The organism is Halomonas saccharevitans, from assembly GCF_032333995.1.
Classification (GTDB): domain Bacteria; phylum Pseudomonadota; class Gammaproteobacteria; order Pseudomonadales; family Halomonadaceae; genus Halomonas; species Halomonas saccharevitans.
The window spans coordinates 134,509-147,348 of the sequence record NZ_JAVXUR010000006.1; the positions used below are offsets into that span (position 1 = coordinate 134,509).

The 12,840-nt window shown below is 68.7% G+C and carries 13 protein-coding genes; all 13 read right to left on the reverse strand.

The window, feature by feature from the left end; genetic code table 11:
* Positions 1 to 206: 206 nt before the first annotated feature.
* Positions 207 to 1,610 carry a ribosome biogenesis GTPase Der gene (gene der / locus RSO68_RS14570; protein WP_089850073.1) on the reverse strand — a complete coding sequence of 468 codons (1,404 nt, stop codon included), beginning with the start codon at positions 1,608 to 1,610 and terminating at the stop codon, positions 207 to 209.
* Positions 1,607 to 2,755 (reverse strand): outer membrane protein assembly factor BamB, encoded by a 1,149-nt coding sequence (gene bamB, locus RSO68_RS14575; protein WP_315587114.1) that lies wholly within the window; start codon positions 2,753 to 2,755, stop codon positions 1,607 to 1,609. The genes der and bamB overlap by 4 nt, the downstream gene beginning before the upstream one ends.
* Positions 2,752 to 3,408 carry a YfgM family protein gene (locus tag RSO68_RS14580; RefSeq protein ID WP_315587115.1) on the reverse strand — a complete coding sequence of 219 codons (657 nt, stop codon included), beginning with the start codon at positions 3,406 to 3,408 and terminating at the stop codon, positions 2,752 to 2,754. The genes bamB and RSO68_RS14580 overlap by 4 nt, the downstream gene beginning before the upstream one ends.
* Positions 3,409 to 3,436: 28 nt before the next feature.
* On the reverse strand, positions 3,437 to 4,702 hold the full coding sequence (gene hisS, locus RSO68_RS14585) for a histidine--tRNA ligase (protein ID WP_390882417.1): 1,266 nt from the start codon (positions 4,700 to 4,702) through the stop codon (positions 3,437 to 3,439).
* A 74-nt stretch (positions 4,703 to 4,776) separates the two neighbouring features.
* Positions 4,777 to 5,892 carry a flavodoxin-dependent (E)-4-hydroxy-3-methylbut-2-enyl-diphosphate synthase gene (gene ispG, locus RSO68_RS14590; RefSeq protein ID WP_089850065.1) on the reverse strand — a complete coding sequence of 372 codons (1,116 nt, stop codon included), beginning with the start codon at positions 5,890 to 5,892 and terminating at the stop codon, positions 4,777 to 4,779.
* Positions 5,893 to 5,902: 10 nt separating this feature from the next.
* The gene (locus RSO68_RS14595; RefSeq protein WP_315587117.1) at positions 5,903 to 6,940 is read right to left on the reverse strand and encodes a RodZ domain-containing protein; all 1,038 of its coding nucleotides are present in this window, start codon (positions 6,938 to 6,940) and stop codon (positions 5,903 to 5,905) included.
* 30 nt (positions 6,941 to 6,970) lie between these two features.
* On the reverse strand, positions 6,971 to 7,717 hold the full coding sequence (gene pilW, locus RSO68_RS14600; protein WP_315587118.1) for a type IV pilus biogenesis/stability protein PilW: 747 nt from the start codon (positions 7,715 to 7,717) through the stop codon (positions 6,971 to 6,973).
* Between the two features lie 122 nt (positions 7,718 to 7,839).
* Positions 7,840 to 8,967: a 23S rRNA (adenine(2503)-C(2))-methyltransferase RlmN gene (rlmN, locus tag RSO68_RS14605; protein WP_089850113.1), complete on the reverse strand. Its 1,128-nt coding sequence runs from the start codon at positions 8,965 to 8,967 to the stop codon at positions 7,840 to 7,842.
* 61 nt (positions 8,968 to 9,028) lie between these two features.
* Positions 9,029 to 9,454: a nucleoside-diphosphate kinase gene (ndk, locus tag RSO68_RS14610; protein WP_089850059.1), complete on the reverse strand. Its 426-nt coding sequence runs from the start codon at positions 9,452 to 9,454 to the stop codon at positions 9,029 to 9,031.
* Between the two features lie 345 nt (positions 9,455 to 9,799).
* Complete coding sequence (locus RSO68_RS14615) at positions 9,800 to 10,126, reverse strand: HesB/IscA family protein (RefSeq protein WP_089850057.1); 327 nt, start codon at positions 10,124 to 10,126, stop codon at positions 9,800 to 9,802.
* A 25-nt stretch (positions 10,127 to 10,151) separates the two neighbouring features.
* A complete protein-coding gene (locus RSO68_RS14620) occupies positions 10,152 to 11,309 on the reverse strand; it encodes an aminotransferase class V-fold PLP-dependent enzyme (RefSeq protein WP_315587119.1) in 1,158 nt (385 codons plus the stop codon).
* A 43-nt stretch (positions 11,310 to 11,352) separates the two neighbouring features.
* Entirely contained in the window at positions 11,353 to 11,835 is a 483-nt protein-coding gene (gene iscR, locus RSO68_RS14625; protein WP_089850053.1) for a Fe-S cluster assembly transcriptional regulator IscR, read from the reverse strand.
* 81 nt (positions 11,836 to 11,916) lie between these two features.
* Positions 11,917 to 12,801, reverse strand: a complete 885-nt coding sequence (gene cysE, locus RSO68_RS14630; protein ID WP_315587120.1) for a serine O-acetyltransferase — start codon at positions 12,799 to 12,801, stop codon at positions 11,917 to 11,919.
* Positions 12,802 to 12,840 lie beyond the last annotated feature (39 nt).

A 12,840-nucleotide genomic window follows, 5' to 3' on the forward strand; every position in this document is an offset into this window, starting at 1 on the left:
CGCCGGGCCGTACTGGCTCATGCCACCGCGACCCCATGCGACGATCACCAAAAACCGCAACCACCGCAACCACCGCAACCACCGCAACCACCACAATCACCAAGGGCCGCCATGACCTCAGGCCATAACGACACCGCCCGGCCCGTCATCGATGACGGGCCGGGCGGCGGTGTGCCGATGAAGAGGCCGGTAGGTAGGCCAAGGGCTCAGCGGCGGCTCTTGCGTGCCTCCTTGGTGCGGCCGAGCTCGCGCTTCTTGGCCTTCTCCCGGTCGCTGGCCCCCGCCATGCTGTCGTAGGGGTTGTCGCCGGAGCGGAACTCGAAGCGCATCGGCGTGCCGCGCACCTTGAGCACCTTGCGGAAGGTGTTGGTCAGATAGCGCTTGTAGGCCTCGGGCAGCGAACTCGTCTGGTTGCCATGGACCACGATGATCGGCGGGTTGCTGCCGCCCTGGTGAGCCATGCGCAGCTTGATGCGCCGACCGTGAACCATGGGCGGCTGGTGCTGCTCCACTGCATCCCGAAGGATCGAGGTCAGGCGGTTGGTCGACCAGTGGCTGTTGGCCGAGTCGAAGGCGCGCTCGATGGAGGGGTAGAGATCGCCCACCCCGGTGCCGTGCAGCGCCGAGATGAAGTGCAGCTCGGCGTAGTCGGCGAAGCCCAGGCGGCGCTTGATCTCGGCGCGCATCTTGTCCCGGGCCTCGCTCTCCAGGCCGTCCCACTTGTTGACCGCGAGTACCAGGGCGCGGCCGCTGGTCAGCACGTAGTCGAGCAGGTGCAGGTCCTGCTCCACCAGCCCCGTGCGGGCATCGAGCACCATGATGGCGACATGGCACTCCTTGATCGCCTCCAGGGTCTTGATGATCGAGAACTTCTCGGCCGCCTCGCGAACGTTCTTTCGGCGTCGCACCCCAGCGGTGTCCACCAGCACGTAGGGCTTGCCGCGGCGCTCGAAGGGGATCTCGATGGCGTCGCGGGTGGTGCCGGCCTCGTCGAAGACCACTACCCGCTCCTCGCCGAGCAGGCGATTGACCAGAGTCGACTTGCCGACGTTGGGGCGGCCGATGACGCCGATGCGGATGCCCTTGGTGCCGGTGTCCGCGGGGATGCTCTCGTCGCGGGCCGGGAAGGGCGAGAGCACCTCCTCGATCAGCGTGGTGACGTTGCGCCCGTGAGCGGCGGCGATGGCGTGGGGGTCGCCGAGCCCGAGCTGCCAGAAGTCGGCCATGGCGCTGTGCTCTTCCAGGCCGTCGACCTTGTTGACCACCAGCCAGGTCTTCTTCTGGTTGACCCGCAGGTGGTTGGCGATGGCCTCGTCGGCAACGTTCAGGCCGGCGCGGGCGTCGACCAGGAACAGCACGATGTCGGCCTCGTCGATGGCGGCCAGCGACTGCTCGGCCATGGCCGCGTCGATGCCTTCCTCGTCACCGCTGATGCCGCCGGTGTCGATCACCGTGTAGGCCTTGTCGCCGAGCATGCCGTTGCCGTACTTGCGGTCGCGGGTCAGGCCCGGGAAGTCGGCCACCAGGGCATCCCGCGAGCGGGTCAGGCGGTTGAAGAGGGTCGATTTGCCGACGTTGGGTCGGCCGACCAGGGCGATCACCGGGGTCATGGGCGAAGCTCCAGGGCTTCCAGTGTGCCGTCGTCGGCCAGCGCGTAGACGCGGCGACGATCGGTGAGCGGGCGCACGCTGAGGCCCGAGCCGTCGACGCGGGTGCGGCCGACGAGCTTGCCCTCGCGGGCGTCGAGCAGATGCAGGTAGCCGTCGGCGTCGCCCACCACCAAGTGATCGGTGGCGAAGGCCGGCGCGGTGAGCGAGCGGCCCTCGAGTGCCTCGTTGCGCCAGATTTCGTTGCCGGTGCCGGCATCCACGGCGATCACGTGGCTGGCCTCGTCGACCACGAACAGGAAGTCGCCCACGAGTATCGGGGTCAGGTAGCTGGAGAGCTCCCGTGACCAGAGCACCTCGCCGGAGGGCGCCTCCAGCGCGGCCAGGCGGCCGTTGTAGCTGGTGACGAACAGGCGGCCATCCTGAGTCAGTACCGGTTGTCCGGCCAGGTCGACCAGGCGATCGATCTCGCTGCGCCCCTGGGGGACGGCGATGCGCCGATCCCACAGCGGCTGACCGCTGCGGTTATCCAGGGTCACCAGGCGACCGTTGGCGAAGCCGGCGAAGGTCACCGGGTCGATCACCGTGGGCGTGCCGGTGCCGCGCAGGCTCAGCGCGGGGCGTGGGCCGCTGTAGACCCAGCGCTCGTCGCCGCTGACGCGATCCAGCGCGGTGACGCGCCCGTCGACGGCCTGCACCACCACGAGCTGCTGGTTAGCCTGGGGCGCGGCGAGCACCTCGCTGGTGACCCGGGCGCGCCACTGGACGCGACCGTCGGCCTGGTCGAGGGAGAGCACCTCGCCGTTGCGGGTGGCCAGGAAGAGGCTGTCGGCGACGGCGGTCAGGCCGCTGGAAACCGGCGTGTCGAGCTCGACGTCCCAGCGGATCTCGCCGCTGTCGGCGTCCAGGGCCTCGATCAGTCCGCGGCCGTCGGCGGCGAACAGGGTGTCGCCGTCCTGGGCGGGCGCCACGGGGTAGCCGGCATCGCCCAGGCCCTGGCCGACGCGCTCGCTCCACAGGGGCTCGAGCTCGGTGGTGGCGTTGATATCGGTGAGCTCGCGCGGGGCGTACTGGGGCTCGGGGCCACTAGCGCAGCCGGCCAGCATGGCCAGGGCCGCGCCGGCGGCGATCAGCAGAGTCGGTCTCATAGGATGGCCTCCTTGGTGCCGAGGTCATCCAGCTTGAGCTGGACGCCGTAGAGAGGTTGATTGTGCTGTTCGGCGAGGGAGAGCGCCTCTTGCCAGGCCTGACGCGCCTGATCGACGCGTCCCAGGGCATGCTGGGCGTCGCCGACCACCTCGGCGCGCTGCGCCGCGAGGGCTTCGGACACACCCTCCAGGGTAGTCAGGGCGGTCTCGGCCTCGCCCTCGACGAGCTGCAGGCGGGCCAGGCGCAGGCGCGCCAGTCCCTCGAGGTAGCCGCGTTCGCTCTCCTCGATCACCGTTTCGAGGGCGGCGCGGGCGCGCGGCCGGTCGTCCGCCTCGACGGCCAGGCGGGCGTCGAGCAGACGGGCCAGGTCGGCATAGAGGGTCGTGCCATGCTCGTCGGTGATCTCGGTCACCAGCTCCTCGGCGCGACGGCGGGCGTCGTCGCCCAGCGCGTCGCGGCCGGTGAGATCGACCAGCTGCTGGTAGCGCAGCGAGGCGGCCTCACCCTGGCTGGCCTGGTAGTCCTGCCAGGCGTTCCAGCCGAACACGCCGGCCGCCGCGATGGCGACGCCGGCGATCAGCGAGGTGCCGTTCTCCTTCCACCAGCGCTTGATCGCCTCAAGCTGTTCTTCCTCGGTTCTCAGCTCCGCCACGGGCGGTCTCCTTTGATGCGGGTGTCTGTCAGGCGAGGGTGTCGCTGTCCAGCAGGGATGTCAGGGTGTCGGCGAGCTCGGCCCGGGGCAGGCGCTGCTGTTCGCGCTCTTCGCGCAGGAACTTTAGGGTCACGCTGCCCTCGGCCAGCTCGTCCTCGCCGAGTAGCAGGGCCAGGCGGGCGCCGCTCTTGTCGGCCTTCTTCATGCGGCTCTTGAAGCTGCCGCCGCCGCAGTGCAGCTGGGCGCGCAGCTCGGGCAGCGCCTCGCGCAGGCGCTCGCCGAGCAGCAGGGCCGGTCCGGTGGCCGCCTCATCCATGGGCAGCAGATAGACGTCCAGCGCGCCGCGGGCCTCCTCGGGCACGAGCTCCAGGGTCTCGAGCAGCAGGATCAGCCGCTCGATACCCATGGCGAAGCCCACCGCCGGGGTCGGCTTGCCGCCGAGCTGCTCGACCAGGCCGTCGTAGCGGCCGCCGGCGCAGACCGTGCCCTGGCTGCCGAGCGCGGTGGTGGTCCACTCGAAGACGGTGCGGCCGTAGTAGTCCAGGCCGCGCACCAGCCGCGGGTTGATCACGTAGTCGATGCCGGCGGCGTCGAGTATGGCGCAGAGCCGCTCGAAATGCTCCCGGGATTCGTCGTCCAGGTGATCCATCAGCTTGGGGGCGCCCTCGATGACATCAACCATCGCCGGATTCTTGGAATCGAGGATGCGCATCGGGTTGCTGGTGAGGCGGCGCCGGGAGTCCTCGTCGAGGGTCTCGGCGTGCTGTTCGAAGTAGGCCACCAGCAGGTCGCGATAGGCGGCGCGGGCCTCGGATGAGCCCAGCGAGTTGAGCTCCAGGGTCACGTGCCTGTCGAGGCCGAGCTGCTGCCACAGCCGCGCCGAGAGCAGGATGACCTCGGCGTCGATGTCCGGGCCCTCGAGGCCGAAGGTCTCCACGCCGATCTGATGGAACTGGCGATAGCGGCCCTTCTGGGGGCGCTCGTGGCGGAACATCGGCCCCTGGTACCACAGCCGCTGGGTCTGGTTGTGCAGCAGGCCGTGCTCCATGGCGGCGCGCACGCAGCTCGCCGTGCCCTCGGGACGCAGCGTCAGGCTGTCGCCGTTGCGGTCGTCGAAGGTGTACATCTCCTTCTCGACGATGTCGGTGACCTCGCCGATGGAGCGCTTGAACAGCGCGGTCTGCTCGACGACCGGGGTGCGGATCTCGTCGTAGCCGTAGCGGCCCATCAGCGCGCGCACCTGGCCCTCGAAGTACTGCCAGAGCGGGGACTGCTCGGGCAGCAGGTCGTTCATGCCACGAATGGCCTGAATCTTCTTCTGATTCGTGTCGGACTTGCTCACTGCTTGCTCCTTGTAGGGGCGCCGGCTCAGGCGTCCCGGGCGATCACATCCTGCTCGGCCTGCTGCTTCTCGCGGACCTTGTCGCGTATCAGCCGCTCCAGGTCATCGACCAGGTGGTCGTTGCGCAGCTTGCTGGCCGGCTTGCCGTCGAGGTAGACGAGGTTGGCCGGGGAGCCGCCGGTCAGGCCGACGTCGGTTTCCTTGGCTTCCCCGGGGCCGTTGACCACGCAGCCGATCACCGAGACATCCAGCGGCGTCATGACGTCCTCGAGGCGCTCCTCGAGGGCGTTCATGGTGCCGATGACGTCGAAGTTCTGGCGCGAGCAGCTAGGGCAGGCGATGAAGTTGATGCCCTTGGCCCGCAGCTTGAGGCTCTTGAGCATGTCGAAGCCGACCTTGATCTCCTCGACCGGATCGGCGGCCAGCGACACGCGGATGGTGTCGCCGATGCCGTCCATCAGCAGCATGCCCAGGCCAATGGAGGACTTGACGGTGCCCGAGCGCAGCCCGCCGGCCTCGGTGATGCCCAGGTGCAGCGGCTGCTCGATGCGCGTGGCGAGCTCGCGGTAGGCGGCCACGGCCATGAAGACATCGGAGGCCTTGACGCTGACCTTGAAGTCCGGGAAATCCAGGCGATCGAGGTGGTCGATGTGGCGCATCGCCGATTCGACCAGCGCCGCGGGGGTCGGCTCGCCGTACTTCTTCTGCAGGTCCTTCTCCAGCGAGCCGGCGTTGACGCCGATGCGGATCGGAATGCCGTTGTCCCGGGCGGCGTTGACGACGGCGCGCACCCGCTCCTCGCGGCCGATGTTGCCGGGGTTGATGCGCAGGCAGTCGACGCCGAGCTCGGCCACGCGCAGGGCGATCTTGTAGTCGAAGTGGATGTCGGCGACCAGCGGCACCTCGACCTCGCGCTTGATGCGCCCGAAGGCCTCGGCGGCGTCCATGTCGGGCACGCTGACGCGGACGATGTCGGCGCCGGCGGCCTCCAGCTGGCGGATCTGGGCCACGGTGGCGGCCACGTCCAGGGTATCGGTATTGGTCATGCTCTGGACGGAGATGGGAGCGTCGCCCCCGACCGGCACCTTGCCGACGTGGATCTGGCGCGACTTGCGACGAACGATGGGGGATTGTGCGTGCATGATGACGGAATCATTCTCCCAGTGTGAAGCGGGCGACGTTGTTGGCGCCGGCGCGGGCCGTGAGGTCGACGGGCTCGCCGCCCCAGCTCAGCTCGACGCCGGTGGCGTTGCCCACGGTCAGGCGAAACGGCGGCGTGCCTTCGACCCGGGCCGAGGTGCCGGGCTGCTGGAGGCCGACGAAGATGCGCTGGTTGTCGGCATCGAAGATCTCGGTCCAGGACTGCTCGTTGAAGGTCAGCTCCAGCACGCCGGCATCGACGGTCTCGGTCGCCTCGTCGGCATCGCTGGTGGCGACGTCGGCGCTCTCGGCCGCCGGGGCATCGCCCTCGCCGGTGGTCTCGGCGCTCTCGGCGGCGGTCGCCACGCTATCCTGCGCGGAAGACGTCTCGCCGCCGGCGACGGCCGATGCGTCGCTTTCCGCGGCGGTCGTCCGAGCCTCGTCGTCGGCCGCGGCGGACGAGGGTTCCTCGGAGGCGCTCTCGTCGGTCAGGCCGAGGTCGCTCCCCTCGTCGGGCAGCGGCGGCAGCTCATCGGCGTCGGCGCCCGGATCTTCGGTGATGGTGGTGCTGCCGTCGAGGCTGTCCACCGCCACCGGCCCGCTGTCGCCGGGGGTGGGCGGCTGGCTGCCGCCGCGGCTCTGCCACCACATCAGCGTCAGGCCGATCATGCCGGCGATCACCAGCAGGGTGACCAGGCGAAACAGCCAGGCGCCGAGCCGCGAGGGCGGCCGGTTGAGTTGCACGGGCGTGACCCGCTGCTCGGCGTCGTTGCCGCCGAAGTGAGTCTTGTAGGCCTCGAGGACCTCACGGTCGTCGATACCCAGCAGCTGGGCGTAGCTGCGCAGGTAGCCGCGGCGATAGGCCGGAACGGGCACTTCCTCGTAGCTGTCGCCCTCCAGCCCCTGGATCACCGCCGGGCGCAGGTTGAGGGCGTCGGCCACCTCGTCGCGAGCGAGCCCCTGGGACTCGCGCTCGCGACGCAGCAGTTCACCGGGCGAGGCCAGGCGGGGCGGGGTCTCGGCGGCATCGTCGTTATGAGTGTCGCTCATGTCTGAGCATCCTTCGTCAGAAAACGGTGGTCAGGGCCCGGCACGGGTGCCCTCCAGCTGATCGGCATAGAAGTCGGCGGTCGCCGCGTCCCCGCGGCGGCGGGCCACATCGCGGGCCAGGCGCAGGGCCTCGACCCGGGGGCCGGCCAGGCGCATGTAGCGCTCCAGCTGTCGTTCGGCGCGCTCGAGGTTACCCGCGTCGGCCTCGAGTTCGGCCAGCAGCAGATAGCTGCGCGCGTCGCGCGGATCGATGGCCTGGGCGCGGGCGAGGCTCCGGCGAGCGGCGGTGACGTCGCCCATCTCGAGGTGGCACTGGCCGAGGTTGGCGAACAGCTGGCCGCGATTCGCATACTGGGTGTCCTCGGAGGCGCGCTCGAGCTGCTCGCAGGCCTTTGCAACATGGCCCCGATCATACAGGAAGGCGGCGTAGTTGTTACGCGTGCGGGTCAACGTCGGGTCGGCCTCGAGAGCGCGACGGAATGTCTCGTCGGCCAGCGCGTCCTCGCCCTGGCGCTGGTGGACCATGGCCATGGCCTGCAGCGCCTCGGCGTCGTCGGGATCGTTCTGCAGGGCGCGGTCCAGGGCGTTCATGGCGCGGGGCAGGTTGTCGCGCTCCAGGTAGGCTACACCGAGGCGGGTATAGGCCTCGGCAGCGTCGCCGCCATGGTCAGCGGACAGGTTGGTCTGGGTGGCGCAGCCGGACAGCCATAGCGTGCCGAGCAGCATGAGGGCGGCGGGACACTGCCGAAGGCCGGTCATGCTCGGGCAAGGGGTCATGGCATCCTCTCCAGATGGGCGCGCAACCGAGGGCCGCGGGAGGCGTTCGACACGCGGCCGACGGTGAAAAAAAGCCCGTCCATCAAAGCGCCGAGACCGATTGAAGTCAAGGCGCCCTCCGCTCAGTCGGCGTCGATCTGGATCGACTGGATATAGCGCGCATGGCGCTTGGTGCGATCCTTGACGCGGCCCACCAGCTGGCCGCAGGCGGCATCGATGTCGTCGCCCCGGGTGGAGCGGATCATCGCCGTGTAGCCCAGATCATAGAGCCACTGCTGGAAGCGCATCACCTGGTTGCGCGACGGCGTCTCGTAGCCCGAGTGCGGGAAGGGATTGAACGGGATCAGGTTGATCTTGCACGGCAGCTCTTCGAGCACGGCGGCGAGCTGCTCGGCGTGCACCTGCTGGTCGTTGACGTCCTTGATCACCGTGTATTCGATGGTCACCTGGCGCGTGTCGTGGCACTTGGCCAGGTAGCGGTGGCAGGCGTCGATCAGGGTGCGGATGTTGTACTTGCGGTTGAGCGGCACCAGCTCGTTGCGCAGCTCGTCGTTGGCGGCGTGCAGCGAGACGGCCAGGCTCACGTCGAGCTCGTCGCCGAGCTTGTCGAGCATCGGCACCACCCCGGAGGTGGAGAGCGTGACGCGGCGCTTGGAGAGGCCGTAACCGTCGTCGTCGAGCATCAGCTTCATGGCCGGCACGACGTTGTCGTAATTCATCAGCGGCTCGCCCATGCCCATCATCACCACGTTGGTGACCGGGCGGTTGGCGGTGTCGCGGCGCGGCCCCACGCTGCGCTGAGCCACCCACACCTGGCCGATGATCTCGGCGGCGGTGAGGTTGCGCTGGAAGCCCTGCTTGCCGGTGGAGCAGAAACTGCAGTCCAGCGAGCAGCCGACCTGGGAAGAGACGCACAGGGTGCGGCGCTTGCCGTTGTCGGCGGGGATCAGCACCGTCTCCACGTAGCTGCCGTCTTCCACTTCGAGCACCCACTTGCGGGTGCCGTCGCTCGACGAGCCTTCGTAGACCACGCTCGGGCCGCGAATCTCGGCGACCTCGGTCAGGCGGGTACGCAGCGCCTTGGAGAGGTTGGTCATGGCCGCGAAGTCATCGCAGCCCTCGATGTGGATCCACTTCAACATCTGGGCGGCACGAAACTTCTTCTCGCCGATGGAGAGGAAGAAGGCTTCCATCTCCTCGCGCGTCATGCCGAGCAGATTGGTGAGTCGGGGAGCAGTGGTGGCGGTCATGATGGTCAGCGCTTCGGTGGGGCAGGGCGGGGGTGTGAGCACCCCCGCGGGAGAGGCGGGATCAGCGTGCGCAGATCTCGTCGGCCTCGAAGAAGTAGGCGATCTCGCGCTCGGCGGATTCCGGGGAGTCGGAGCCGTGCACGGCGTTGGCGTCGATGGTCTCGGCGAAGTCGGCGCGGATGGTGCCGGCGGCCGCTTCCTTCGGGTTGGTAGCACCCATCAGGTCACGGTTCTTGGCGACGGCGTCTTCGCCCTCGAGCACCTGCACGATCACCGGGCCGGAGGTCATGAAGCCGACCAGGTCGCCGAAGAAGGGACGCTCCTTGTGCTCGGCGTAGAAACCGCCGGCCTTCTCTTCGGAGAGCTGCATCATCTTGGCGGCCACGATCTTCAGGCCGGCCTTCTCGAAACGGCTCTCGATCTCGCCGATCACGTTCTTGGCAACGGCGTCGGGCTTGATGATGGACAGGGTGCGCTGGTTAGCCATGGGGCATGTCTCCGGTTGGACTCGGGCTAGCCGCGGATGGGGCTAGCGTAGGATTGGCATTGTCGTCGTCTTGTGACGATGACGTCTTGCAAATATGGATAGCGCCGCGCCGTCCGCGGCTCCGCTGTCGGGAGCATGGGACGGCGCGGCGAATCGGATAGAGCGGCCGGCGATCCGGCGGTTCGGCGCGGTTCGCCGACGGGTCGAGGATTATAACGCTCCGAGCCGACGTTGAACAATCGTTCAGGCGCCGGCGCCGTTCCGGTGCCGAAGTTGCTCAGGCGATGACACTGTTCGTACGCCGAAGTTGTTCAGGCGCCGAAGTTGTTCAGGCGCCGAAGTTGTTCAGACGCTAAAGCTCTCGCCGCAGCCGCACTCGTCCTTGACGTTGGGGTTGTTGAAGCGGAAGAAGCGGTTGAGCCCCTCGGTGACGTAGTCGACCTCGCTGCCGTCGAGCATCTCCAGCGCCTCGGGGGCGACGAACACGGTCACGCCGTGCTCCTCGAAGGTCACGTCATCGTTGGCGGCCTCGTCGGCGAAGTCGAGTACGTAGCTGTAACCGGAACAGCCGCTGGGCTTGACCGAGACCCGCAGGCCCAGGCCGTGGCCGCGTTCGTCGAGCACCCGGTGGATCTGCTCGGCGGCGGACGTGGTGATCGAAAGATGCGCCATGGTCTCTCTCCTGGTCGGGATAGGGTCAGACCGCCCGGCGACGCAGCCCCGTGAGGGCGTGTCGCAGGGCGTCCAGAGTGCGGTCGATGTCGGCCTCGGTGGTGAAACGGCCGAAGCTGAAGCGCAGCGAGGCCAGCGCCAGCGGGCGCGGCACGCCGATGCCCTTCAGTACGTAGGATGGCTCGACGCTGGCCGAGTTGCAGGCCGAGCCCGTCGAGAGCGCGATATCGCGCAGCGTCATCAGCAGCGATTCGCCGTCGACGCCCTCGAAGGCCAGGTTGAGAATGTTGGGCACCGAGGCCTCGACCGCGGTGTTGCGGTGGATGCCATCGAGGTCGCCGAGGCCGTACAGCAGGCGATCGCGCAGCGCGGTGATGCGGGCCTGGTCGGCTTCGCCCTCGGCGGCGGCGAGGGCGAAGGCCTCGCCCATGCCGGCGATCTGGTGAGTCGGCAGGGTGCCCGAGCGCATGCCGCGCTCGTGGCCGCCGCCGTGGATCATCGCCTCGAGGCGCAGATCGGGGCTGCGCCGCACGAAAAGCGCGCCGATGCCCTTGGGGCCGTAGGCCTTGTGGCCGGAGAGCGACATCAGGTCGATGCCCTGACGCGCCACGTCCAGCGGGATGCGCCCCACCGCCTGGGCGGCATCGACGTGGAACATCGCGCCGCCGGCGTGGGCCACCTCAGAGAGCGTCGCCAGGTCGTGGATGACGCCGAGTTCGTTGTTCACCGCCATCAGCGAGACCAGCACGGTGTCCTCGCGCATGGCCTCGCCGAGCTGCGCCGGCGTGATGCGACCGTCGCAGCCGGGGGCGAGCCAGGTCACCTCGAAGCCCTCGTCCTCCAGCGCCTTGGCGGTGTCGATCACCGCCTTGTGCTCGATGGTCGAGGTGATCAGGTGGCGTCCACGGGCGCGGTTGGCGCGCATGAAGCCGGTCAGCGCCAGGTTGTCGGCCTCGGTAGCGCCGCTGGTCCAGACGATCTCGCGAGGATCGGCGCCGATCAGGTCGGCGACCTGGCGACGCGCGCTCTCCACCGTCTGCTCCGCCTGCCAGCCCAGCATGTGGCTGCGCGAGGCGGGGTTGGCGAAGATGCCGTCCAGGGTAAGGTAGCGGCTCATGACCTCCGCGACCCGCGGGTCGACCGGGGTGGTGGCGGCATAATCGAGGTAGACGTGTGCGCTCATGGGCTCGCAGTCGATTCCGGGGTTGGGTGGCAGGGGCGGCGGCTCAGAGGGTCGAGGCCAGGATGCCGTCGTTGCGGCGGCCGTCGTCACGGCGGCCTAGCTGGCGGCTGGCGATCTCGAGGATCTCCTCGCGCCCGGCCAGCTGTCCCAGAGTGACCTTTTCGAGAAAGTCGTGGATATGCTCGGACAGCTCGCACCACAGATGGTGGGTCAGGCAGGTGTCGCCCTGCTGGCAGTCCGAGAGGCCACCGCAGCGGGTGGAGTCCACCGACTCGTTGACGGCCTGAATGACGCGGGCCACGGTGATTTCGTCCGGCGCCATGGCCAGCAGGTAGCCGCCGCCCGGCCCGCGCACGCTGCCGACCAGCCCGGCGCGACGCAGCCGCGCGAACAGCTGCTCCAGGTAGGAGAGCGAGATCTCCTGGCGCTTGGAGATGTCGGCGAGGCTGATGGGGCCGGACTCGGCGTTCATGGCCAGGTCGAGCATGGCGGTGACGGCGTAGCGTCCCTTGGTGGTCAGGCGCATGAGGAACTCACCTCGGCACCGACGCGCGGGTCGGCAGTAATGTACATGATCGGCCATTATGATAAAGGCCGAGTATCATGGTCAACCATTGCGCCGGCGAGGGGGCGTTTGTCGTTCCTGCTGCGGGCTTGTCGAGGTGTCGGCGGGGTCGTCGTCCGGCCCCTGAACCGGCGGGCAGCCGCCGTCGACGTCGTCGAGGATGTCGGCGAAGTCCTCGTCGCGAAGCTCCGGCAGGCGACCGTCACGGTAGCTGGCATCGACCTTGCGCAGGGTGGTGCACATGCGCTCGATGCGCTCGTCCACGGCGTGCATGTGATCGAGCATCGCCTGGATCGAGCGGGCCACCGGGTCGGGCATGTCCTGGCTGACTCCGTAGGCGTCGAAGCCGAACTTGCGCCGCATCGCCTCGCGGCGCTCGGGATCCACTTCGACTGCCTCGGGGTCGTCGGGCTCGCTGCGCTGGACCACCTTGCCCGGGATGCCGACCACCGTGGCGCCGGCCGGCACCTCCTTGGTGACCACTGCGTTGGAGCCGATCTTGGCCCCCGTGCCCACGGTGAAGGGGCCGAGGATCTTGGCCCCGGCGCCGACGATCACGCCGTCGCCCAGGGTGGGGTGGCGCTTGCCCTTGTTCCAGCTGGTGCCGCCCAGGGTCACGCCCTGGTAGAGGGTGACGTCGTCGCCGACCTCGGCGGTCTCGCCGATCACCACGCCCATGCCGTGGTCGATGAAGAAACGCCGACCGATCGTCGCCCCGGGGTGAATCTCGATGCCGGTCAGCATTCGAAACAGCTGAGACAGGGTGCGCGCCAGCCACTTGAGGTTCTTCCGCCACAGCCAGTGACTCAGCCGGTGTGCCAGCAAGGCATGCAATCCCGGGTAGTTGGTCAGCACTTCCAGGAAGTTACGGGCCGCCGGGTCGCGGGCGAATACGCTGTTGATGTCCTCGCGCAGACGTTGAAGCATGCGGCGGTCCTTGGGTGGCGTAGCGAACGAAGATTGGCC